This window comes from Phormidium tenue FACHB-1052 (genome assembly GCF_014696675.1).
GTDB lineage: Bacteria > Cyanobacteriota > Cyanobacteriia > Phormidesmidales > Phormidesmidaceae > Nodosilinea > Nodosilinea tenuis_A.
Window position 1 is genome coordinate 143937 of record NZ_JACJQN010000015.1, and the last position, 22501, is coordinate 166437.

20 protein-coding genes are annotated in these 22501 nt (G+C 49.9%); 5 read left to right on the forward strand and 15 right to left on the reverse strand.

Annotated elements, in window-relative coordinates:
* Positions 1-882: 882 nt before the first annotated feature.
* A complete protein-coding gene (locus H6G07_RS19560; protein ID WP_242026874.1) occupies positions 883-1851 on the reverse strand; it encodes a DUF389 domain-containing protein in 969 nt (322 codons plus the stop codon).
* Positions 1852-2079: 228 nt separating this feature from the next.
* Between H6G07_RS19560 and H6G07_RS19565 the strand changes: the two genes are divergently transcribed.
* Positions 2080-3645, forward strand: a complete 1566-nt coding sequence (locus H6G07_RS19565) for a cation:proton antiporter (protein WP_073609817.1) — start codon at positions 2080-2082, stop codon at positions 3643-3645.
* Between the two features lie 24 nt (positions 3646-3669).
* Here the strand turns inward: H6G07_RS19565 and H6G07_RS19570 are convergent, their stop codons facing one another.
* From H6G07_RS19570 to H6G07_RS19625, 12 genes are all read right to left on the reverse strand, one after another.
* Positions 3670-5049, reverse strand: coding sequence for a sensor histidine kinase (locus tag H6G07_RS19570; protein ID WP_242026875.1), 1380 nt, complete (start codon positions 5047-5049; stop codon positions 3670-3672).
* Between the two features lie 188 nt (positions 5050-5237).
* Entirely contained in the window at positions 5238-5600 is a 363-nt protein-coding gene (locus H6G07_RS19575; RefSeq protein WP_242026876.1) for a response regulator transcription factor, read from the reverse strand.
* Positions 5601-5849: 249 nt separating this feature from the next.
* On the reverse strand, positions 5850-6419 hold the full coding sequence (locus tag H6G07_RS19580; protein WP_139297119.1) for a hypothetical protein: 570 nt from the start codon (positions 6417-6419) through the stop codon (positions 5850-5852).
* Between the two features lie 50 nt (positions 6420-6469).
* Entirely contained in the window at positions 6470-7072 is a 603-nt protein-coding gene (locus H6G07_RS19585; RefSeq protein WP_244901946.1) for a DUF2238 domain-containing protein, read from the reverse strand.
* 17 nt (positions 7073-7089) lie between these two features.
* Positions 7090-8421 carry a DUF2254 domain-containing protein gene (locus tag H6G07_RS19590; protein WP_073609820.1) on the reverse strand — a complete coding sequence of 444 codons (1332 nt, stop codon included), beginning with the start codon at positions 8419-8421 and terminating at the stop codon, positions 7090-7092.
* 3 nt (positions 8422-8424) lie between these two features.
* Positions 8425-9435, reverse strand: a complete 1011-nt coding sequence (locus H6G07_RS19595) for a mechanosensitive ion channel family protein (RefSeq protein ID WP_073609821.1) — start codon at positions 9433-9435, stop codon at positions 8425-8427.
* Between the two features lie 69 nt (positions 9436-9504).
* Positions 9505-10311, reverse strand: coding sequence for an ion transporter (locus tag H6G07_RS19600; protein ID WP_073609822.1), 807 nt, complete (start codon positions 10309-10311; stop codon positions 9505-9507).
* Between the two features lie 718 nt (positions 10312-11029).
* On the reverse strand, positions 11030-12433 hold the full coding sequence (locus H6G07_RS19605; RefSeq protein WP_073609823.1) for an Nramp family divalent metal transporter: 1404 nt from the start codon (positions 12431-12433) through the stop codon (positions 11030-11032).
* Between the two features lie 188 nt (positions 12434-12621).
* Positions 12622-13470, reverse strand: a complete 849-nt coding sequence (locus H6G07_RS19610; protein ID WP_073609824.1) for a hypothetical protein — start codon at positions 13468-13470, stop codon at positions 12622-12624.
* A 503-nt stretch (positions 13471-13973) separates the two neighbouring features.
* A complete protein-coding gene (locus H6G07_RS19615; protein WP_073609825.1) occupies positions 13974-15272 on the reverse strand; it encodes a DUF389 domain-containing protein in 1299 nt (432 codons plus the stop codon).
* A 227-nt stretch (positions 15273-15499) separates the two neighbouring features.
* Positions 15500-16015, reverse strand: a complete 516-nt coding sequence (locus H6G07_RS19620) for an HPP family protein (RefSeq protein WP_073609826.1) — start codon at positions 16013-16015, stop codon at positions 15500-15502.
* A 44-nt stretch (positions 16016-16059) separates the two neighbouring features.
* A complete protein-coding gene (locus H6G07_RS19625; protein WP_518518784.1) occupies positions 16060-16434 on the reverse strand; it encodes a hypothetical protein in 375 nt (124 codons plus the stop codon).
* A 275-nt stretch (positions 16435-16709) separates the two neighbouring features.
* Here H6G07_RS19625 and H6G07_RS19630 point away from each other — a divergent pair, with 275 nt between their 5' ends.
* On the forward strand, positions 16710-17771 hold the full coding sequence (locus H6G07_RS19630; RefSeq protein ID WP_073609827.1) for an AI-2E family transporter: 1062 nt from the start codon (positions 16710-16712) through the stop codon (positions 17769-17771).
* Between the two features lie 474 nt (positions 17772-18245).
* Here the strand turns inward: H6G07_RS19630 and H6G07_RS19635 are convergent, their stop codons facing one another.
* Together H6G07_RS19635 and H6G07_RS19640 are read right to left on the reverse strand one after the other, a co-directional pair.
* A complete protein-coding gene (locus H6G07_RS19635; protein ID WP_073609828.1) occupies positions 18246-19424 on the reverse strand; it encodes a relaxase/mobilization nuclease domain-containing protein in 1179 nt (392 codons plus the stop codon).
* Positions 19405-19734 (reverse strand): DUF412 domain-containing protein, encoded by a 330-nt coding sequence (locus tag H6G07_RS19640; RefSeq protein WP_139297120.1) that lies wholly within the window; start codon positions 19732-19734, stop codon positions 19405-19407. The genes H6G07_RS19635 and H6G07_RS19640 overlap by 20 nt, the downstream gene beginning before the upstream one ends.
* 627 nt (positions 19735-20361) lie before the next feature.
* On the opposite strand from H6G07_RS19640, the gene H6G07_RS19645 reads away from it, so the two are divergent.
* The 3 genes from H6G07_RS19645 to H6G07_RS19655 are packed head-to-tail and all read left to right on the forward strand — an operon-like array spanning position 20362 to position 22380.
* Entirely contained in the window at positions 20362-20886 is a 525-nt protein-coding gene (locus tag H6G07_RS19645) for a hypothetical protein (protein ID WP_073609829.1), read from the forward strand.
* 42 nt (positions 20887-20928) lie between these two features.
* A complete protein-coding gene (locus H6G07_RS19650; RefSeq protein WP_073609830.1) occupies positions 20929-21717 on the forward strand; it encodes a nucleotide-binding protein in 789 nt (262 codons plus the stop codon).
* Complete coding sequence (locus H6G07_RS19655) at positions 21718-22380, forward strand: hypothetical protein (RefSeq protein ID WP_073609831.1); 663 nt, start codon at positions 21718-21720, stop codon at positions 22378-22380.
* The last annotated feature ends 121 nt before the right edge of the window (positions 22381-22501 follow it).

The window sequence follows — 22501 nt, forward strand, 5'->3', positions numbered from 1 at the left end:
AGGCTGGCGCAGAAGCACTTGACCCAGTTGAGTTTGAAGCACACCCGGCCAGAATTGGCCCCAGTAGGAGCACCCCCATAGACCAGGCCGGCACTTTAAGACTTAACGCCATAGCTGCACCTATCAATTTTCAGAATGAGTTGCCCTCTATGCCTTAATCAAGCATCCTGAGCAGCAGGAGGGGTTTCACGACTTTTGAGGCTACCACCGCCTGCTCTAATCAACAATCCGGGGGTAAGGGATATAAAGCAAAGAGAATTTAAGCTTGCAAGCTCATTTGAAAAGGTCTATACCAAGCATTGACTAAAGTTACAGGTTTGACCGATGCACAGCTTTTCTCAAAGCTCATGAACTACTGGGGAAAAGCTAATGAGTTCTGGGCAACGTCAGCGCCGTCCTATGCTCGCTGGCAAAACTATAAGCAGTGCGAGCTGAATGGATGAAAGACGTCATGGAGTAGTTGTCCACGCGCCACAGAGCAGCGTCACAATCTCTCTTTGCAGCTCTTTCGTGAAACGTTCCAAAATTTGTCCAACACTGTGCTGGACAGTTTCCACTCAGCTAAGTCAGCCATGGGTACAGATGTGGGGTGGTCAGCCAGAACGGCTAGCTGCGCGCGCAGGCAACTACTCCTCTTGGCTCAATGCCTAATCGTTTTTTGTGTAGCAAGCAGTTTTTTACAGCTTTGCCTCTCAACCTGTATTGCAAACGATCTAATCGGATAAAGATTTGATGTTTAGTCGACTTCCGCTGTTTGTCTTGGCACTGGTCTGCTAATCGGTGACAAATGGCCGAAAGCCTTGCTTGGTAATTACTTTCGGGATTTTGAGGCCAACTGGCTGTAACCCCTATATGGCAAGGCTTATAGCGTCTTATCTCCTCTTAAGAGACCAGTGCCTTTGTCTTGCCTGCATAGTTTTCCTCGCTTTCACCTACAGGTGACACATCGTTTGCTCGGATTTCTTGCACCTGACCAACGATGAAAATAAGTGTAAAGGATTGTTTTGTTTCGCGCTCGACAAAGGCTTGCAGCAAAGACACTTGCTTGGGCGTAATCGGGTCTTGAGCACGCACATCTAAATACACTTCTGGTGGATCCGTTAACCAATTGGTTTGAATTTTTAACAACCCCAAGCGCTGAAAGGTTACAGTGCGATTGAGCAGTGCTTGTTTCAAGCTCGTTTCTAGCTGTGCCTGTCGCACAAGGCGAAAAAACCCAATACCCAGCGGGACAAACAGCATGGCGGTTAATGCCAGTGTCCAGAGCAAGGCCCGATGAGCGCGTCGCAGCGAGGCATGGCCAGTGAACAAAAACGCGAGCATACAAGCCAGCGTAATGCCCAGCAGGTTTGTGAGGTAGAGTAGCATGGCCCCCCAACTCAGCGACCAGTTCGCCTGCGACAGACCTAAGCCAATGACACAAATAGGTGGCATTAAAGCGACCGCAACCGCAGTTCCGGCCAAACTCCCCGAGATCTTAGGCTGCACTTTGGCATAGCCACTAATGCCACCTGCCACAATCGCAATGCCTAAATCCAGCAGGGTAGGCGCTGAGCGAGCAAGCACCTCGCTATCATAGCTAGGGATACCGACCAATTTCCCGAGACTAAACGCGATTGCGACTGCTAATAGAGTGCCAATGATGATGGCAATTATGCCTTTACGAAATAGAGTGATTTCTCCCTGCAAAGCACCAAAGGCAAGTCCTCGAATTGGCAGCATCAGCGGGGCAATGATCATTGCCCCAATAATCACAGCAGCACTGTTTGCCAGTAAGCCAAAGGTAGCAATCGCACAGGAACCGATAATTAGAGCTAGGTAGGATGAGTCCAGTGTGGCTTCTGCCAGCAAGTCGGACTGAAGCTGTTGTAACTGGACTAGTTCTGCCCCTTTGCGCCGAAAGTGCCGGAAACGTCTACGCAGGTCATTTAGCAAATCCTTCTCCTTCTCAGCTTCAAGTTCCCGTTTATCCTCAACATCCTACCCGCGATTCTAACGGTCATCTAGAGCTAGCGGTCATGTAGAAATAGACTAAGTTTAAATGCAATTTCTCTATGAAAATAATTCACTTTTGACACTATGGCAGTTGAATCCTCATTGAGTGAAGTCGCGATCGAAACCAATCTCAAGCAGTTTCTGCTGGTACTCTCGGTTTCGTTAAGTGTGGCAACCTTACCTCAAATTTTTAGCTGGTTTCGCCACATTCCTTATACGCTGCTGCTAGTGATCGTCGGGCTAGGATTAGCCTTCGTAGATGTGCGGCTGGTCAACCTTTCACCGGGGTTGATTTTATCGATTTTTCTACCGCCGCTGCTGTTTGAAGCGGCTTGGAATTTGCAGTGGTCAAAACTGAAACACGATCTGATTCCTATCTGCCTATTTGCGATTGTAGGCGTACTGATCTCCATCGCTGGGGTAACGTTTGGGCTATACCAACTGTCAGGGTTATCCCTCACGACGGCGCTTCTAGTGGGTGCAAGCCTATCTGCCACTGATCCTGTTTCTGTAACGGCTTTGTTTCGAGAACTAGGCGTGGAGAAGCGCCTATCTGTTTTGATGGAGGGAGAAAGCTTATTCAACGATGGCGTAGCAGTTGTTGCCTTTGGTTTTCTGGTCGCGTTTTCCCTTGGCACAGGTGAACTGGCAGTTCAGCCGATTCTGCTTCAGTTCTTGCAAGTAGTCGGTATTGGCATCGGCGTTGGTTGTTTAATAGGGTTTGGCATTTCTTACCTAACTCAACGCTTTGATTTACCCCTAGTTGAACAGTCTCTGACGCTGGTTTCGGCTTACGGAACCTACCTAATTACCGAAGATCTGGGCGGATCAGGCGTGATTGGGGTCGTCACAACAGGACTAATTCTCGGTAACTTTGGTTCTCGCATCGGCATGAATCCCCGGACTCGGACAATCGTCAGCGAATTTTGGGAGTTTCTGTCATTTTTTGTTAACTCGATCGTGTTCTTACTGATTGGTGATCAAATCAGGTTCGCCATTTTGGGTGAGAATTTAGACACGATCGCCCTCACGGTTGGCGCGATGATTGTGACACGAGCGATCGCCATCTACGGGTTGAGTTTTATCAGCAATCGCGTTGTCCACTCTGACATTCCTGTCCCAGATCAAACAATCTTGTGGTGGGGTGGTTTACGAGGTTCAGTTTCGATCGCGCTAGCGTTGAGTATGCCTGTGATTTTACCAGAACGAGAAGAAATTATTGCCACCGTGTTTGGCGTAGTTTTGTTCACGCTACTGGTGCAAGGCTTAACCATTCAGCCGCTCTTGAAGATGTTAAATCTGTTGGGCAACCAATCGTTACGCCAACGCTATCCAGAGGCACTTGCTCGTCAGACTGCCCTCCAGCGAGTGATGCAGTATCTGGATAAGATCGAAACTCGTCCGGGCGTTGACCCAGAGTTTTATCGATATCAAACAGCACTGGTGCAAGGTGAATTGGCTTCTCTCCAAACAGAACTTGATCAACTTGTAAATGAACATCCTGATCTGCAAAACTTTGTTATGAACCAAGTGCGACTAGAATTGCAAGCAATTGAAGCAGAAACCTACGCTGAGTTTGTTCGGGCAGGGCAACTTACCCGAGAACTTTCACCTTTTTTGCAGCAGACAGCAGAAGGTGAAGATAGATAAGCGAGGCAGAACGGGATCAACGACTTATGATTCTAAAGGCAGCGAAAGCGTGAATACAGCCCCTTGACCAGGTTTGCTATTGGCTGTAATGTTGCCGCCATGGGCTTCAATAATGCGTTTGGCGATCGCCAGCCCTAGACCAACCCCACTGTGCTTAGTAGAGTGGCTTGTGGTGTAAAACTGTTCAAAGACGCGAGGTAAATTGATTTCAGGAATGCCACTTCCCTGGTCCTGAATTGAAATCAGGGCCTGTTGCTTGTTACGAGAGGCCGTAATGAAAATACAAGCATTGGGGGTAGAGTACTTAATTGCATTGTCTAGAAGATTTAGAAACGCCTGTAATAAGCGTTCCGAATCGCCCATCACTCGAAGATCCTCAACATCGACTTGCACAGTCATGTTTTTAGCCTGCATGCGAACTTCCATGGCTCTGAGCGAACGGCTAATCACACTTTTTATGGTAATGGCTTGGATTTCTAATAGCGTGATGCCCGCTTCTAAGCGTCCCAAGTCTAGCAAATCATGAATCAAGCCCGAAAGTCGCTTCGTCTCCTCTTTGATGGTTTGAAAGAAGCGATCGCGCAGTTCTAGCTCATCCACAGCGCCACGCTCCAACGCCTCGATAGTGACCTGAACATTACTCACAGGGGTTCGCAGTTCATGGGAAACATTAGCGAGAAAAACTCTGCGCTCCTCATCCAATGATTTCAATCGTGCACTCATGCGATTCAGTTCCGTCGCCAGCTGGTCTAGTTCATTGCTTTGACGAATCGTAAGTCTGTCATCAAACTGACCGCCACCCACGCGAATCGCAAAGCTTCGCATCACCTCAATGGGTTTAGAGAGACTTCGAGCTAAGCGATCGCTGACTAAGGCACAAAGAAAAATGGTAAGGACAAGGGCGGCTAAAATTGTCCAGGTCACGCTGGCAAACTGTTTCTGAAACTGTTCTAAGGTAATCGAGATGCGCAATATTCCTAATAACTGACCATTGTGAGTTATCGGTTTGGCAATATAGATGCGATCGCTCGTTGATAAAACCCCTTTAGCAACGCCTTGCGCCTCATGACCGCGTAGTGCTTCTGAAACGCCAGGGATCGACAGCCAATTGGTGACTTGTCGATCCGTTTGAGGGTCAGAGGTAGCTAGCAATGAACCTTGGGCATCAAAGACGCGGAGTGTGATGTTGGCAGGTGCCCCATAGCGCTGCACAATGCTCTGCACCCCTTGCGTATCTTTTGCTTCGAGGACATCTGTAACGCTCTCGCTCAGTGCCGTTGACCAGTTTTCTAGATCCGTCTGACGAGACTGCATGAAAAAGGCATAAAACGTCCACAGGATATAACCGGACATGAGCGAGGTTCCCGAGACGATCAGGAGCAGGTAGGTAGACAAAAGCTTCATATGGATGGAATTCCACCGAAGGGACGCTAACCATCTGCTCGTGAAGGAATCTTGGGGAAACAGTTTCATCGGTTCGAATAAGGCTCGGGTTAATGGCGCGTCTGTCGCAAGTGATCTAACCTGGCGCAACAGTTTTTATGGCTTGAGCCAGCCGAGCCATTACCCCCTGCGTGATGCTTTAACCGCTTTTATGCAGATTCTCCATGATGGCGGCGCAGCACAGCTTTAATCCGTGCGAGCAACTCACTCGTATTGAAAGGTTTGGTCACATAATCATCTGCCCCTGCCTCTAGGCCCCGAACCTTATCGATGTCTTGGTCTTTAGCCGTTAGCATCAGAATAGGGACATCAGAAAAAGCTCGAATACGCCAACAAACTTCCATGCCATCAACTTCTGGCATCATCAGATCGAGCAGAATGACATCGGGTACTTGTTTATGGAATTGTTTGATTGCGCTTTGTCCATCTGATGCTGTAGTGACCTCATAACCTTCTTTTCTCAGTGAGTAAGCAAGACTTTCACAGAGTGGGGCTTCGTCGTCTATCAGCAAAACATGTGGCACTAGTATAAACAGTTACATTGCACATCCAGAATCTCAAAGCCAGGGTTCACTGACATCTACCTTGAGACGTAAATTGTCTTGTTCTCGCCCAGGTTTTGCTGTTAAAAGTACTAAGCCCAAAACGATTAGCAGACTCGTGATCCGATCGGCAATCGCAGCGAGCAACATAACCACAATTGCTTCTAAAAACTTGGAGTCTGCTTATTTAACGGGAAGGCATTCTCTGGAGATAAAGAGTTATCTGGACGTAGTCAGGCTAGACTGATCTAAAATTGAAATTAAGTGCTCGCGCATCCCTCTACAGCTACAGCCTGCTGAAATTACAACAACGTCTGAGCGATCTACTAATTGTAGCCAGAATTGAGCGCTGCTATCTGAGCGTGATTGCACTAAATATCCTAGTTGATCGTCTAAAGCGTAAGGAGAAATCTGCCCTTGAAAGTGGGTATTCTGCTCAACGAATTTCTGCAACTCAAGATTCTCAGAATTATTGACTGAGCGAACAATGATGGAGGCATATCCCCGCCCTAATGCTTGTCCACCTTGGGCAACACAGGTAAGAACTTGATAAGTTCCAGGATTTACAATCTCAACTGCGCCGTTATTGCGAAGAATTGCTCTGAAATTAGAAGGAATTGTGAGTGTCACGCCAAACTGGGGTAGCTCCAATTCTCGGGTAGTTTCAGCCGCTGAAATTGGGCCCGGATCAGCGCAGTAGCCAGATTGAGCGGTTGCTGGCGAACTTGGCAATAGACCAAATATATTAACTAGAACAGCGGTCAAAAAAATAGAAAATATGTGTTTCATTGTTTTCTCTCAACAGTATCAATGTTAATCACAAAGTGACTATTAACTCGTTATTTATGATGACTCAAATGACTTCTTCCTGCCTCTTTCTCTACACTTAAATCTGTCCACTTTTGCAATGCCCAAAGGCTGGTAATGGCTGCCAATCCTGATCCTAATGTGTCCATGATCATGTCAGTGACCGTATCATCGACGTTGCCAATCACATCGACTGCCAAAATCTTACCTGCTAACCATTCAGCGATTTCCCACAAAGCTCCGATTGCAATACCAAAGCTAGTAATTGCTACTAGATATAGCAGTTTGTGTTGACGAAAAATCGGTAGCATGGGACCGTACACCAAAAAACTCAGAGCTAGTGTAATTGAAAACATGGTGAACCCATGAACTAGCTCGTCATAAAGTCCAGGGGCATAAAACCATCCCCACACCCAACCTCCGGCGTTGAGTAAAGCTGCGAGGACAAACAGAAAATCAAACAGGGTTGGTAGTCTGTCATCTTTCACCACAAACACAAGAGAGACGATTAGAAAAAGAGCTAGGGCGATCGCATCTTGCCATTTTCCCTGAATAGTAGTGGTAAGAACAGCGATTCCAAGTAGCGTTTGCCCGATCCAGGCAGCAAAGCGGTACCCTTTCCAGTTGATAGACACTATCTTTTCTCCATATATCAAGCTTGCCTAATCGCTTTCACGGCGGCTAGATAACGCTCTTTGACGTCCTGGCGATCTAACTCTTCGGGGATTCCTTCCTGGCTGCCGTGCTCAATCATATTGGCATGACGCAACAGTGCAGCTCGGTCAGCTTTGGTATAGGTAAAAAGGGCAATGACGGCGATCGCTTCTAGCAACCGCATCGTGACTGCTACGCTTGTTTGCCCATACTGCCGAATCTGATTAAAAGCAGCATCCGTAACATCTGCAAACGTTACGGGTGCTGCAATGACGCGCAGCTTATCTTGGTCATCATAACGATAGGCAGAGGGAATCTCTTTTTGTGCCAAGTGACAAAGCGCCGCGCTGAGTTGATCAATACAGCGAATGGCTGTGAACGGGTCATTAATGCCGGGTGAGAGGGCACGGACTGCAATCTCAACCAGTTGGTTAATCGAAAACTCAACATCTTGCTGATCGGTGCGCTGCGAACCTAAGACAAAGGCACCATTGATTTGTTTAACTAGCTTTTTGCTACCCGATTCTGCCGGATAAGCAAGTGCCAGTGGACTTCCCTTAACCACAAAGTCTCCAGGACGACGCTGAAGCTGAAGCAGGATATTGGTTTCTGTTGCAATTTGCATTAGCTGCTTTGTATCAATTGCTTGCACATAGTTACTGCTAGTCGCTTGAATGGCAGTTGCCTCGTGATCAAAATTAGGTGGAATCTCTGAGGAAAGCGGTTCTGCCCGATGCTCCGATGTGCCGCGTCCTACCTGTTGGGGAAAGAGCCGATCAATTACTTCATCTAGCTCACATCCCACCCTAGAAATGACATGATCAACCTGGATGGAAGTAGCGGAATGGTGAATAAAGTAGATTAGAACGCCAATACTGGCGATCGCCAGTCCAATCCCGCAGGTGACTGCAATATGTGGCACAAACTCATTCTCGGCAACACCGTTGATGGTTCGGAGCACCATTAGACTGTAAACAAAGGTGGAGATGAAAGTTCCTAGTACAATTTGGTTACCGGTATCTTGCATAAAGTTACGCAGCAGGCGCGGACCAAACTGCGAAGACGCTAGCTGAAGCGCCACAATGGTGATAGAGAATGCAGTCGTGGCAACAGTCACCATTGAACCTGCAATCGCAGAGAGAATGGCTCGTGAACCATTGGGACCCAGTGCATACGCCCAACCTAAATTACTAATAATGTCGGCTTCTAGCTTTTGGTCAATGCCAATAGTGATTAATGAAAGCCCAATCGCTAGCACAACCATTAGGGTCGGGATGAACCAGAAGCTAGAGTGCAATGAGTCCAAAAGCTTGCCAAACTTGGTTCCCATTTGCTATTCCTCTGCTGGTGGAGCAGTCTTCGTGCGGCTTGACCCATTTCCTTGAATTTTAAGCTCGGCAAGGCGATTGAGCGATCTACTAATGCTGCGTGGCTGTGGCACTTGACCTTTCCCGGCGGGCCAGCCTTCGCGTTGACCAGCTCGATCGCCATCCGTTGCTTCAGTCTGGTCATGAAATAGGATTTGCTGTGTCGGGAAGGGCAAATCAATACCATTTGCTGTTAGCTTATTTTTAATGTTAGTCAACACTCGATCTTGTAGGTCTAGCACATCTGCACGACGAGGGGGTTGCACCCACCAGCGAGCGCGAATATTAACAGTGCTGCCTGCTAATTCAACCACAATCGCATCAGGAGTAGGAGTTTTTAATACCCCGCCTGTTTCATGCATTGCCTCTAGAATGAGCCGTCGTGCTTCGTCAATGTCATCACCGTAACCAATGCCAATATCGTACTCTAGGCGGCGATTTTCAAACGCAGTATTGACTGTGACAGAATTTGTAAACAACTCAGAATTTGGGATTACAATTCGCCGTCCATCATAAGTTCTAATGGTGGTGGCACGAGTTTCAATATTCTCTACAGTACCTTCAAAATCTTTAAACACGATTTGATCGTCGATTTGAAAGGGTTCAGTCAGCAGTATTAAAATACCCGCTAGAAAGTTTTGCAAAATATCTCGAAACGCAAAGCCGATCGCGACACCACTGATTCCAAGTAGCTGCACTAAGTCACTGGCTTTAAGCGATGGAATCACGATAATCAGCGCAATGAACAAGCCCACTAAAATAGTTGTGCCTTGTGCCAACCGTCCCAGCACCATTCCCAAGTTGCGAGCTTGACGGCGATCGCGCGTTAAGTTTCTAACTATTTTCTTGATCGCTCTAGCAACGAAGAAAAAGATCGCAAAGACAATTAATGCCAGCACTACGTTTGGCAACAAAATGATGATGCCATTCACTATTGCCTGCATCCTGTCTAGGAGAGTTGACATTTCTTCACTCATCACCCAACTGTCATAGAAAGCACTTGTATATTAGTAGAAGTCAGGAAGACCAACTTCTCTCTGAGGTTGTTAATTCTCCTGCCTCAAGCTTTGAATCTCAGTTCGCAGAGCTGTAATTTCGTCTCTTAGGGCATCGATCGATTTTGCTCCGACAATCTCTGCTTCGTCATCGTCAGCATCTTGTCCGATAAAGAACGTAGCTAACGTTGCTGTTACATAACCGAATACGGCAAATGCATACAGCGCCAGCAGAAAGCAGAGGATGCGACCTTCTACCGTTTTGGGAAAGTAGTCTGAGCCCATTGTGGTCATCAGCATTGCTGTCCACCAAAGTGCAGTGCCGTAGCTATCAAATCCCGGCAAATCTGGAGCATCTTGCTCAAACGCATACATTCCCGCAGCTCCAACCAGTGTGATAATTGCTGTCATCATCACCACATAGCCAAAGCCACGCCGCGCAAAGGTGGCTGAGAGTGATCGCATACTGCGATTGGTGCGAGTCATCACACGTAACAGCCGCAAACCTCGAACTGCTCGCGTGGTTTGTAAGATTCGCATCACACGCATAAACCGCAACACGCGCAAGGCGGGTAAAAGTAATGCAATAGCTGAAATCCAATTTGTTTTAAGATAAGCAGCCTTGCGGGGGGCAAGCGATATTCTAAGAATAAATTCCAGAATAAACACGCCCCAAATGAGGATGCCAACTGCATCTAAAAGAGGAACTCGTTCCCAAATCAGTTCCACCACAAATAGACCGAGCCAAGTAAAACTCAACACGAGCATTGGCATTTCCAGCCAATCTTCAAGTTGCTGCAAGATTTGCTGTTGCTCGTGTTCTATTGCTTTCTTTTCGACTCGATTCAAGGGTTGCATCACGATAATTGAATGTCATAGTTCAGGGAGCAATTGCTTCCCCGAGGAAATGATGACTTAGCCTTAATTCAGTACTCGAGTTGTTCAAGTTCTAACCAAGATCGGGTAATCTCTCCTTCAACTGTTCCCTTCTAAGGATCTCAGCTGGCCACCTTTTTGCTAGCTAAAGAGGTACTGCCCAAAGAGCTTGGAGAATAGCTCGTGTACTCCTTAGAGACTGCATTGAAACGAGTTGGCAACAGCAAATCGCCTTAGTATGGGTTGTCCTACAGCATCACCGACCAGATTCGGGCTAGAGGTACCACCAACTTTGCCGGGGACAACATTTTCACGGTTGAGTATGAGTCGCGGTTTTAGCCGGTTACCGCGATCGCAGTAATACTAGATCCAGCCTAGACAACCCAGATTGAGCAGGGCAAACACTGTTTGCTCCTCATAGGTAGCCCATCATTTCTTAACGGGTGGCAACGTACCTATAGCATAGAAACCGCGCTAAAAATAGAGTTGTTATTGGGTTTGAGTGCTATAGCTACAGCAGCTACAGCCACTCAGGTTAAAACGCAGCTTGCTTGAGAACGACCTCAATGGCAGCCTTCCCCACGACGATGGGGAAGAGCCTTTCGAATCTGGCTTTTCAACCAGCCCCAACACTTCTCAATGACAGAGTTTCCACTGGCAGATGAGATCTGACAAGGGGATGGAGTGCAACAGATACGGACTACTCGCCCCCACTCATTAGCTGGACAAGATAGATTACAGCAAAGACCGCAAAAAAGACGCCGGCCAGCACTGTTGCCCAAAAAGTCAGCGCAGAAGGCTTCAGCGATCGCGGCAACATGCGGTGATTAATGTAGAGGGTGAGTCCAGTTATAACTGGAATGTGAGCGGCTTCAATGCCTCCCGCCATTTTTAGCAAAGCGACGGGTTCGCCAAATCTCAGGTAAACGGCAATGGGAAGACCGGCCAGCAGCGTAACAATATAGAATTTGCGGAGAAAATTTTCGTTGGCCCACCGACCGCTACCGCCAAAACCTTGCACCAAAATTTGGGTGCCGTCGGCAAACATGCGGCCAAACCCGTCCTGCACCGACATAGCTGTACTGCAAAAGGTGACAAAGACAATCGCCACCATAAACCAAAAGCCAAACGGTCCCCACAGGTTGCCCAGGAGACTACCTAAGGTTTCGGCAACCTGGTTTTCTTGGGGCACTAACCCTTGGGGCTGCAATAGCTCGGCCCCTAAAATTAAAAAGGCCAGCGCAGCCAGCAAAGCTCCAATTACAGCCAGCGTATTAGAAAACGTCATTAGCTTGAGCCAGCCCCGCAGTCGTTGCTGTTGGTCGTCATCGATTTGCTCAAAGTCAACCGGAGTATCTCGGTGGGCGGTTGCCGCGCCATACCCCCTAGCCCCTACCCAGTAGGAGTACCACATTAGCCCAGCGGCCCCTGCCAGCATAAACCCCAGCCAGGGCAAAACTTCTTGGTATTGAACCTCGCTTGGAATCTGCGGCACTAGCCCACTGCTGAGGCTGCCTAGATTGGGAAAAACAAAAATGGCCGCTGCCACAACGGCCAGTGTGCGACCAATGCCGATATAAGACGAAACGGTTTCGACACCGTCGTACTGTCCCAAAAATACAATGGCGGCCGTGACTAAGACGATAATCACCGTCCACATCTGAACAGTGCCACCGGTCATGAGGATTAGGGCCGTGGCCGCCGCGCCAGCCATGCCCGCCACGGTTGAGATAGCCACCACAAACTGGGGCACTAAAATTAGCCAGATCGCCCAGTTTTTAGGGCCGGGTAACCGTTTGAAACCTTCTAAAATGGTTATGCCTGTGCAAACGGTAAAGCGCCCAACTTCACGGTTGATAAACCACTTAAGCACAACCGCCGCCACCAGTGCCCACAGCAGGGCGTAGCCATAGAGAGCCGCAATTCGTGGGGTAAAAAGTAACTCCCCTGAACCAGCTGCCGACAGCATCCAGATAAAACTGGGGCCAAGCCATTTGAGCCAGTCTTTGCCCTCCGGTGATTGAGGTATCTGCTGAGACTGATTAGCGCTGGTTTGTTTGGTACTGGTTTGATTGGGCGATCGCGCTGGTTGAGAACCACTCATGGTGTACGTTGCTCTTAGGGCGCCGACAAAACGGCAGGACGAGGGCGAGGCGATGGTTTCAGGCGCGTTCTTGCCATGTCGACCTAGCAATCCTTGGGGGCGGCTGCGCTCACCCACCAAGGATCAGATGTGGACTAGATAATGGCCTAAGTAAGACTGTCGTGTCTCGCTGTTGCTAGCTGATTCCATCAGTCTTCGGGGATAGCCGAGGCATAAACGTCAGTCGCCACTAGTACCGGCTTGTTGCTGTATTCGGCTTCTAGCTGTTCCTGCAGTTCTAGATCCCATCCCATGTCATAGTCGCGCTCAAACTCGCTGACCACAAAGGCACGTAGTGTGCCGGTAACCGCAACCTTTTCACCATCGGTCACGGCAACAGGCGGGGCCTGAGCCTCAGATTGATCGGTGCCCGTAGGTGGGGCATAGATAACCAGTAAATCTTCTGCCCCTATCAGCTGCTCTTCATCCAGCGAAAAGGCAAAACCACTCTGAATATCTTCGACTTCACCAGTAACGGCTAGTGTTTCGCCATAGTATTGTTCAGGATTGCTGGTAATTTCGCCTGGGTCAGGGGCCAACGCAATAGATTGAGCAATGATGGCAGGTTGCTCTTCATAATCTACATAAAGAGTTTGGTCTAGGGTTAGACCAAACTCTCGTTCAACGTCTGCAATCACAAAGTTGCGAACTTCCCCAGTAACCTGCACCTCAACACCGTCTTTTGGCAGCAGCAGAGGTTCACCCGAAGTATTGATCACTAGAATGGGTTCGGTGCCAAAAAACTGTTCATCACCGATGGTGAAGGAGCTATCGCCCACAACTTCCAGAGGTTCACTCCGAACGGTAACGACTTGGCCAATATAATTCTCAGCGTCGTCAGCAACATCGTCAGCTTGCACATTGGTTGTACCAGAAGGAGTCTGAGTTACGGGTGCGTCTTGGGTACCACAAGCGCCCACTAACCCGGCAATTAGACCGATTGCAAGAGTGCTTTGAAAAAGTTTATTTTGTCTTTTGTTGGTTGTTAGCTTAGCCATAATAGGCTCCAAATTCTTCAGTACAACTACCGTGAACAACTGCCATATGAGATTATTCTTCTCATACATCAGGGAATAGAAGGTTCCTGGCCGGAGTATTGTTCAAGCGGTAGCTTGTGGATTCCACTCTGGGAATTCCGTTCACACTTGTTCTAATTATTTTTGAAGCTACAGTTATCTATAAAACGGTAGGTCATTTATTCATCTATATCGGTACTTGCGAAGTCTACCAAAATGTGCACATCGTAGATGGCACTGGATCGCTGGTAAGACAATTTACATTGAGCGATTTACCTATACTCTCAGGTAGCAGGTTTCACGCTTTATCAGACGCAGCTTAGGACAATAGCCAAAACAATAATCGGCAGTAACGCCAGAAAACCGTCGGCCATCGCCTGAACTTTCCCCAAATGGGAGAATAGTCAAAATTCATCAAGAATTAGCACATAATATCTCTGCCAGCCTATAGACAAGTGGCAGCTTTAACCTTTATCTCTAGTGGGTTATAGCCCTGGTGAATCATTTTTTGAAGGTGGGGCTTCTAAAACGCTGATGCTGACTAGCGGCGTCACATTAAACTCCAGGTCGAGCAGGTGAGCCTGAATCGCCTGAGTTAACTCCGCTTGAATTACTGCGTCGGAATCATCATGGCCGGGCTGGCGCTGCACATAAATCTCCGACAGCAGCGTGTTTTGGCCCGCGATGGTGGATCGCGTAAACCGCGCCGTCGACTCCACCAACTTGACCTGGGGAAACCGCTGAATGACAGTTTGCACTTCGGCATTGACCCGCTGGGCGCGACTGGAGCGCTCTAAACTGGGCGGGTTTGACAACTGCCAGGTGAGCAGGGCGGCGATCGCGATCGCACTCACCCCCAGCGCCACCGGAAACACCCCGCGCTGCCCCCGCCGATAGCGCGCACCCTTAGTCGATAGCCCAAAGCTGCGAAACAAAATCGCCGCTGACAGGTTGATGCCACTGAGCTGTAACAGCAGCAAAAACACCCCATTGACGACCAGATCCCAGCGGCCAATGGCCATCGACATGCCGATAATGCCCGCTGGAGGAGCCAGCGAGGCCGCCACCAGCATGCCAGTAGCTGTGCCCGAAACCAGACTGCTGCGCTCCGACTGCACCAGGTTGACGGCCCCCGCTGCCCCCGCTGCCAGGGGCAGCAGCACTGCCACCACAGAAACCTGACTGTTATCGAGCATCGACGGTGTAGCAATCTGCTGCCGAAACACCAGGCTGAGCAGGGCCGCTACCCCAATCGTGAGCAGAAGGGCAGTGAAGTAGCGCAGCACACTGCGACCCATTAAGTGGCGATCGCCCCGAGCCGAAGCGATCGCTGTATTCATGGCTGGCCCAGCAAAGGGGGCAATTAGCATCGCCGCTACCAGCAGGTAGTTGGTGTTGGTAAACAGCCCAATCCAAACAATGACGCCTGCGATCGCGGCATAGCCCAAAAACCCCTTCCACGAGCCCACACTCTGCAACCCGGCCAAAAAAATCTCGATCGGGCTGCGCTCCTCCACCTGAGTGACCTGCTCCGCTGCCTGATCGGCTGGGGGATGCAAGGCCATTACCCCGGTGGGCACCAGCGTAATCTTTAGGTCGGATAGGTCTTGAAGCGCCTCTAGCAGCGGCTCTACCTGCTGATTGGAGACATGCACCAGCACCATATCCTGGGGGGTATCACCCATAGTCTGCCACTGAGCCAGGTTGGTGCCTTGGCAAGCTTGGGCCTTTTGCAGCACAATCTGTCCGCTGCCCCAGGGCACTTGAATCAACAGTTGGCGCATGGCAATCCACGGGTAGAAATCGTTTCAACACGCTCTCTATCCTCGGTATGGGTGGCGGCCATAACATCGCCTGAAGGACCAGTAGTCTACTAGACCAAAGGGGATAGGTTAATCGGGTTCAAGGTTCAAGGCAGTCCATAAACCTGAAACCTAGAACCTTGACCGTTTACCCGACAAGACAGCTAAGCAAGGTGGCAGCATCCCAAACAATCGGGGTCGATGACACTCTAAGAACTGTGGCGGGCCAGCACCCACAATGACAGCTTTTCGAGCATGACCAGCGTGGCGGTAATGCCCACCGCCAGGGCAAACAAAAGCAGGTTGCTCTGATCGCCCGATCGCAGCGCAAAGCTCAACGATGTCGCCACCGCAGGCGGGTGAACCACGTCCAGCACAATCATCAACACGATGGTGATCACCATTGCCAAGCCGCCCGACAGGTAGCCCGGTCCTACCATTGTGTAGGTGATAAAGCCCAAGCCCGCCGCCATCAGCTGCGAGATCAGTAGCGTGCGCACCGAGTTAGTGCCGTGCTGCGGGTCAAGGTAGATCAAAAAGGCGCTGGAGGCCAAGGAGGCAAACAGCAGCCGCTGCTGGCTGAGCGCTTCGACCAGGGCTAAAACTGCTAAAACCACCGCCGTTGGGGCGATCGCTAGGGCGAGTTCTCCCCTCAGATTCAGCCGGCGGCGCAGGGCACGATTGGCACCTTCAATAGGCTTCAGGCTTTTGCGATCTTGACTCATAAATGTTTTCAGCCTGGGGGCAGCAGGGAGCCGTACCTCGATCGTTAGTCTAGCCCTAACTCGCGCTTGAGCAAGAGAATAGATTTTTCGCCGATGTAGTTGTCGCAGACCACCAGATTGGGCGGACAAATCAGATCTTCGCGGGCAGTGGCGATCGCATCCTTCACCACGGGCAAGCTTGCCTCGTCAAACACCACAATGGTCCGAGCGCCGTGGCTCACAGCGTTGAGCTTGTAGGATTCATCGGTTTGGGCCGACATCAGCAAAAATTCGTCGCCCCGCAGGCTGTAGCTAATCACCGCTGCCCGCAAAATGTCGGTGCTAACGCTGACCATGCCTAGGCAGGTGCCCTTGGGGAGATCCTTCAGTAGGCCAGCTCTTTTTAGGCGTTGCTGAATAGCGATATGACTTGCAGAAATTTGAACGAGCTTCCAGTAGCTACAACAACCGGTTCATACCTAAAATCAGCAACGCTGAAAAACTCAGCATGACCAACCCTCTAAATCCAGCCGCGATCGCACGGGCCAAAACGAGCAAAAGCTACAGATTGATGCTCCACAACTGTTCCCTTAAACAGAAGCGAGGCTGACTCAAACCGCTTACTATCGGCCAAGTGAGCACCGTTTAGGGGGGTAGTGACTTGTCATCCGAGGTAGCTCACAAGCCTCACCTATGGACTACTGGAGACAGACCTATGCAGCTAGGAAAATGGGTCGGCCTGCTGGCTTTGGGGGTCTCTATCTATTTTCTTTGGGAAATTCGTCAGGTGCTGCTGCTATTGTTTGCAGCAGTCGTGATAGCGACCGTGTTAAACCGGGTGGTGCGAGTCTTACGGCGGCTGCGAATTAAACGGGGACTTGCGATCGCGATCACCATTGCCCTACTGTTGCTTACCGTCTTTGGCCTCTTTGCCATTATTCTGCCCCGATTTATTGACCAACTTCAAAATTTGAGTGGGCTACTGCCAGCGGCACTCGAACGCCTAAGTACCAGTTACGAATGGTTTCAGGGCCGCATTCCTGGCATGGCTCTAGGAGAAAACCAGGGGGTAGACCGCCTGCTAGATCAAGTCCAGGCGCTGATATCTAGCACATTTGGCAATTTTTTCCTCATCCTCAACTCGTCGATCAATGCGGTAGTCAACCTATTTCTCGTGCTAGCGGCTACCGTCATGCTGCTAGTCAATCCTGGCTCCTACCGGCGCACCGTCATCGCTGCCTTTCCTGTCTTTTACCGCGATCGCGTGAACGAGATTTTAAACAAGTGCGAACATTCCCTAGTGGGCTGGTTTCAAGGCACCCTGGCGGGCATGGTTACGATTGGTACCCTGAGTTACATTGGGCTGCTAATTTTGGGGGTACCGCTGCCCCTGGTCAACGCTATTCTCGCCGGGCTGCTAGAGATTGTTCCTAACGTCGGTCCCATTATTAGTGCTGTTCCACCGATCCTACTAGCCCTGCTAGATGCTCCCTGGAAAGGGTTTGCCGTGCTGATCCTGTACTTCTTGATCCAGCAGTTTGAAAGCCTGGCTTTAATGCCGATACTCATGAAACGGGCTGTATCCCTCATGCCCCTGTTTACGCTGCTTTCGGTCGTAGTATTTGCGTCATTGTTTGGGTTGCTGGGGCTATTTTTGGCGGTTCCACTACTGATCGTGGTGCAGATTTGGCTGCAAGAAGTGCTGGTCAAAGATGTGATGGATCGTTGGCAAGCCCCTCCTGCCCCCAGCCGAGATCAGCAGCTGCACCAGCGATAGGCTAGGCTCAATTGCTCCATGGGCGAGCGATCCATGCCGTTTCCCTAGGCGTTCTCCCCATTGCCTTCGAGCCTGTAGAAGGATGCAGCGAAGAGTTTACAACGCTTCAACGTGGCCGTTGATGCAATTCGGACGATAATAGGATGGGTTATCAGGCCCTAAAGCGGCGCAGCTGAGATTTGGGACAATTTAGTTCCTTTGTATATGTCTGGATAGCTGCTCCGCGCCGCAACCCCTCCGCAGCTGCATCTTATGCGAAAGTTCTTTCTACGCAAGGCATCCAGGCCAATCGAGAGCTTTAGCTGCAACGTTTAGGAAGAACGGGAAAACCAGGCATTGAGACAACTGGCACAAGGCAGTCTAGTCTAAAGCTAGTCCACTTTTGAGCGCAACTGGCACAGAGTATAAGTGCTCATGGCCAAAGTCTCGGAATGGGAAAGCTCGGCAGCGTACTGGCAGCCATCGAAGCTTTAGCTAAAGCTCAATTTCTAGAGATTTTCGTGTTGACTGAAGACCGGGGACACTCTGGCGGTGGGACAGTGGATGAGCGATGGCTTGGCAGTACTCCAGCGCTGCATAGTGCCCCTGGTTCAGGCGTTGGGCTTGCGCCGTTGGCCCCTGCCGGAGGATGCCCACAACGTCTTTTGTGGGTTCTCCATCTGAGACAGCAAGCCGGGCAACAGCGACATCTAATTGTCCCCCCTGGGGCTCACCAGAGCCGCCTTGGACGGCTCTGGCATAAAGCGCGTAGCGTTCCCTCCAAAGCTGCTGAAGCGCCTCATAATCGGTGAGATGCTGCTGACACTGGGCCTGATTCATCGCCATTAATTGAGTCAGCACGGCATCTTGGTCAGGACGATACTCAATCTGTCGGTGCTTCTGAAGACCGTTGATAGAGTAAGCAGGCCCCAGACGGCGACCGGCAAACGAATGGCCATCAACAGCATAGGAAATACCGATAAAGGCAGGCCCATCCCCAGGGTCTGAAGCTTGGCGCAGGTGAACCTCAATCCCGCTAGATTTGAGCCGGGTTACCAGCATAGACAACGTAGGATTGTCATTTGTAGCACGGTCAATCTCATCCCAAAGCGTTTCTTTTGGCAACGTTTCTCCGGTGCGTTCTTTGCGTCGATATTCGCCAGTGGTGAGATTATGGCGCTGGCTTGGTGGGGCAATAGAGAGGGGCGTGAGGGCCATATCGTGCTCTAGCTGTCGAGCCAGATGTTGAAGTTTGAGTTTGCTAAAGCTGTCCTTGACCCAAGCACCTTCTACATCAATGGTGGTGGTAGCAATGTGCCAATGCTGCACCCCATTAGCAGACGCTTTGTCATGATGCTGGGTGACAAAGAAAGGGCAATCCCCGTAGCCCATGCTGTCTAAAATTTTCAGGGAGATGTCAGCCATCTGAGTTGGAGCAACGTGCTCTCCTGGTGAGAGGCTAACCATCAGGTGAGCGATGGTGTGCTTCACAAGACGTTGCCGAGGGCGAGAGGTTACCCAGTCAAATTCATGAGCCAAGCCCTCTGGATTACTCCACGCCATATTGGTGGCAATGATTGGGTTAACGCTACTGACTGCCGTTTGCTTGGCCGGGTTCAGTAGATAAGAACAGAGCCCGTGGGCGTTGCTGCCTTTAACGATCTTGATCAGCATGATCGCCCTCGGGGACAGGTGTGATTAAGCTGCGCTGTGTTTCTAAGATCGACTGCCGCAGGTCTCTCAATTCTTGGAGTAGAGAGGGGGGTGCTGCCGTGGCGTAACGTCGCCCCAGGTCATCCACTTTTTGATTCCACTGGCTGAGATGGGCATACACCTCTCGATGCGTGACCGTAGCCGGTGGCGGGCATAGTCCCAGGTTGCGGAGGAAGGTGGCCGGGTGTGCTGGATTGGCCGCCCGCTGAATGGCTCTAGCCTCAGCCTCAGAAACGTTGACCACGATGCGGGTATTACGTGAGGTAGTCATGATTGACTCAGGAAATGCTTAACAATTCTTTGCCCCAAAAGGTCGATTTGCGACATGGGGGAGATATTCGAAAGCTACTATCCAAGGTGACTTTAGAGGGGTGGCCCCCAGGTCGTAAGCAGGAAGAATATAGGAAAACTTCTCTGTTGTAGTTGCCAGTATAAGTCAATGACAAGGTGCTAGGGTAGCCACAACTTGCCAAAGAAAAAATGCTGTCATGAGAGTCGATAAGAAGACCTTAAAAAAGTCTAGAAAAGTCGACAGTAGAAGCCTAGAGGGAGTCAATGAAAAAGTCTATAAAAGAAGTCTATGAAGGTCGATAGGGGAATCGATAAGAGGAGTTAATGTGAAAGTCTAGAGAAATTCAATAAGAGAAGTCTAAGGGAGAGTCAATAAGAGGCGTCAATGAGAAAAATCTAGAAAAGTCGATAGGAGAAGTCAATAGGAGAGTCTATAAGAGGAGTCAACATGAAAAGTCTAGGAGGAGTCCAAGAAAGTCAATAAGAGAAGTTTAAACGGAGTCGATGGGAGAGGTCTGGGAGAGTCGATAAGAGGAGTCAATAGGGAAAGACTAGGAGAGTCGATAGGAAGCTTGAATGATTCTCAAGTAATCTAAGGTAGTTCTTTATGTCTATAGACAAGTCTCTTGGAGACAAAATCAGCGATCATATTGCTGCCCATTCTCCGCAGGTGTCAATAGTCAGAAGTGAGTCTATAACGGCCTATGATGTTGTTAATTCATGTTTTGATTCGATTACCCTTTTTAGGGCAAAAGAGAAGGATTGGGCTGTTACTGCAAAGCAAGTGATGAGTTCATTTGAGGCTGTTACAGGTCAAAAAATTTCTATTAGTTCATCTACTCTGAGGTGTTACTACTATGCAATTAAGGCTAGCTCTAGCAGCAAGAAAAAGAAGAAGAGCAAGAGTAAGAGTAAGTCTAATGTAGACAGGACGTCGATTGAGGTTGAGCCTGTTGAGGTAGGTGAGGAGGTTGGTGCTGATGAGGGTAAATCACAGGCTACTGCTGTCATGCCAAAAGATTCAACTCCCACCCCCGGTAGAGGCCGAAAAAAAGCGGCTAATGGAAGAGATTCGGGGTTTCAGGTGCCACGACGACCTGGTATTAGACCACCCACTCACTGGGATGGTTAGACAAAGCTAGATGTTCAACGTGCCGTTTAGAGGGATTGTCCCATGGCGAATAAAACTGTCAATATCATTAATGGTGCGAAGGGTGGAACGGGTAAAACACTGTTTGCCCGGTTGCTCTACGCGACCTTAGATCAAACTGGGTCGAAAGTAATTGGTATTGACTCAGATCAAGAGAACCCAGAATTTTCATCGTTCCACGCCGACCCAGAGCGCTTTGCGGTGCCGACGATGGATTGCCTGTCGTTGGATGGCGGTAAAAACTTGGTGACAATGCTGTCGGGTGAGGTAGCGACTTCAGTTGCTAGTCGGCTTCCAGCGTTGGCCCGTCGTTGCCCCGCTGACGTGGTGATTTTGGATATGCCCGCTGCCTCAAGCACCCGATTACGGGAGCAAATTGATGTCTTTGACCTGATCCCAGCCTGTGGAGAGATGGGATATGGCGTGACGATCATTAGCGTGATTAGCACCAGCTACGCGCCGATAGAGTCGATTAGCCGAATGCTAGACTTCTGCGGCGACGCAGTTCGCTGGGTGGTGGTTAAGAACCAGTATTTTGCTGCTGACGGCCAGAAAGACTCATTCTCGTTATGGGACGAGTCAAAGGAACGAAAGCGAGTCAAGAAGTATGGGGGAGTCGAGATTGAGCTGCCACGATTGGCTGATACCACCTTTAAGGCCATGCAAGCCAACTACACCGCATTTACTGCACTCGACAGCCTGCCCTTAGGCGATAAGCTGCTGGCGCGGTCGTTTGTTCGACGTGGTAGTGCCCAAATAGAGACAGCCGGACAGTTTCTCGGGCTACCGGTTCCTGTAGCAGGAGTGGCGTAAATGGGAGCGCTAAGCGTTGAGGATATTGCCAGCATTGAAACCGTTCTGCATGAGCTGCTGCTGCGGATGGAGGCCCTAGAGCGAGTTCACCAGCAGGACGTTGCCCACATTCGTGTGAGTTTAGACCAATGGCAGGAGATCACCCAAAGCCTATCGCGGCTGCTGGAGGTGCGCACCCAAGAGACAGCGGAGGTGAGCAGCGGCTACAGGACACTCGGAGAACACTTGGTCAGGTTCAGTCAATACTTGGTGTCATCAGAAGTGATGTTGAAGCGGGCGGAAGGGCCCTTCACGACCTTAGCCACATCGCTGCCCAACTTGATATCGGAACTGGAGAAACTCGGGAGCCAGGTGAACGCTCCGCAGATCACAACCGAGGTCAAGGCGGATTTGCAGGCGCTGCGTCGCTCGATTCAGCGCAGCTCCAGCCAAAGAAGCGGAAGCGGAACGTCGATTTGGACTGAACTCGCGCAATGGAGAGCGGCGGTGGTGTGGTTGTTGATGGGTACAGCGGTGATGGGAGTGCTTCAGTACCTGATTTTCCAAGGCAGCGGGTTTCAGTCAGCCCTTACCGAAGTCCGCGCCAGTGGCGGAACGGTAGATCGCCGTCTAGAGCGAATTGAAATTTGGCTGGGGATAGTAGAGGATGAGCCGATCAATTGAGTCAGCAAGACGATTTCTGGAGGCATTTGCGATCTATATCATATGTGGAAATCAGATGAAAGTCTCTGTCCTTTATTCAAATTTTTAGATAAAGTAGGAAAGGAATTTTAAGCAACTCTAG

Bases quoted from the DNA above. Each gene is read 5' to 3' on its own strand.
- H6G07_RS19565 (WP_073609817.1), top strand. From the start codon at position 2,080: ATGGCAGTTGAATCCTCATTGAGTGAAGTCGCGATCGAAACCAATCTC.
- H6G07_RS19570 (WP_242026875.1), bottom strand. From the start codon at position 5,049: ATGAAGCTTTTGTCTACCTACCTGCTCCTGATCGTCTCGGGAACCTCG.
- H6G07_RS19580 (WP_139297119.1), bottom strand. From the start codon at position 6,419: ATGAAACACATATTTTCTATTTTTTTGACCGCTGTTCTAGTTAATATA.
- H6G07_RS19590 (WP_073609820.1), bottom strand. From the start codon at position 8,421: ATGGGAACCAAGTTTGGCAAGCTTTTGGACTCATTGCACTCTAGCTTC.
- H6G07_RS19595 (WP_073609821.1), bottom strand. From the start codon at position 9,435: ATGAGTGAAGAAATGTCAACTCTCCTAGACAGGATGCAGGCAATAGTG.
- H6G07_RS19600 (WP_073609822.1), bottom strand. From the start codon at position 10,311: ATGCAACCCTTGAATCGAGTCGAAAAGAAAGCAATAGAACACGAGCAA.
- H6G07_RS19605 (WP_073609823.1), bottom strand. From the start codon at position 12,433: ATGAGTGGTTCTCAACCAGCGCGATCGCCCAATCAAACCAGTACCAAA.
- H6G07_RS19610 (WP_073609824.1), bottom strand. From the start codon at position 13,470: ATGGCTAAGCTAACAACCAACAAAAGACAAAATAAACTTTTTCAAAGC.
- H6G07_RS19615 (WP_073609825.1), bottom strand. From the start codon at position 15,272: ATGCGCCAACTGTTGATTCAAGTGCCCTGGGGCAGCGGACAGATTGTG.
- H6G07_RS19620 (WP_073609826.1), bottom strand. From the start codon at position 16,015: ATGAGTCAAGATCGCAAAAGCCTGAAGCCTATTGAAGGTGCCAATCGT.
- H6G07_RS19630 (WP_073609827.1), top strand. From the start codon at position 16,710: ATGCAGCTAGGAAAATGGGTCGGCCTGCTGGCTTTGGGGGTCTCTATC.
- H6G07_RS19635 (WP_073609828.1), bottom strand. From the start codon at position 19,424: ATGCTGATCAAGATCGTTAAAGGCAGCAACGCCCACGGGCTCTGTTCT.
- H6G07_RS19640 (WP_139297120.1), bottom strand. From the start codon at position 19,734: ATGACTACCTCACGTAATACCCGCATCGTGGTCAACGTTTCTGAGGCT.
- H6G07_RS19645 (WP_073609829.1), top strand. From the start codon at position 20,362: ATGTCTATAGACAAGTCTCTTGGAGACAAAATCAGCGATCATATTGCT.
- H6G07_RS19650 (WP_073609830.1), top strand. From the start codon at position 20,929: ATGGCGAATAAAACTGTCAATATCATTAATGGTGCGAAGGGTGGAACG.
- H6G07_RS19655 (WP_073609831.1), top strand. From the start codon at position 21,718: ATGGGAGCGCTAAGCGTTGAGGATATTGCCAGCATTGAAACCGTTCTG.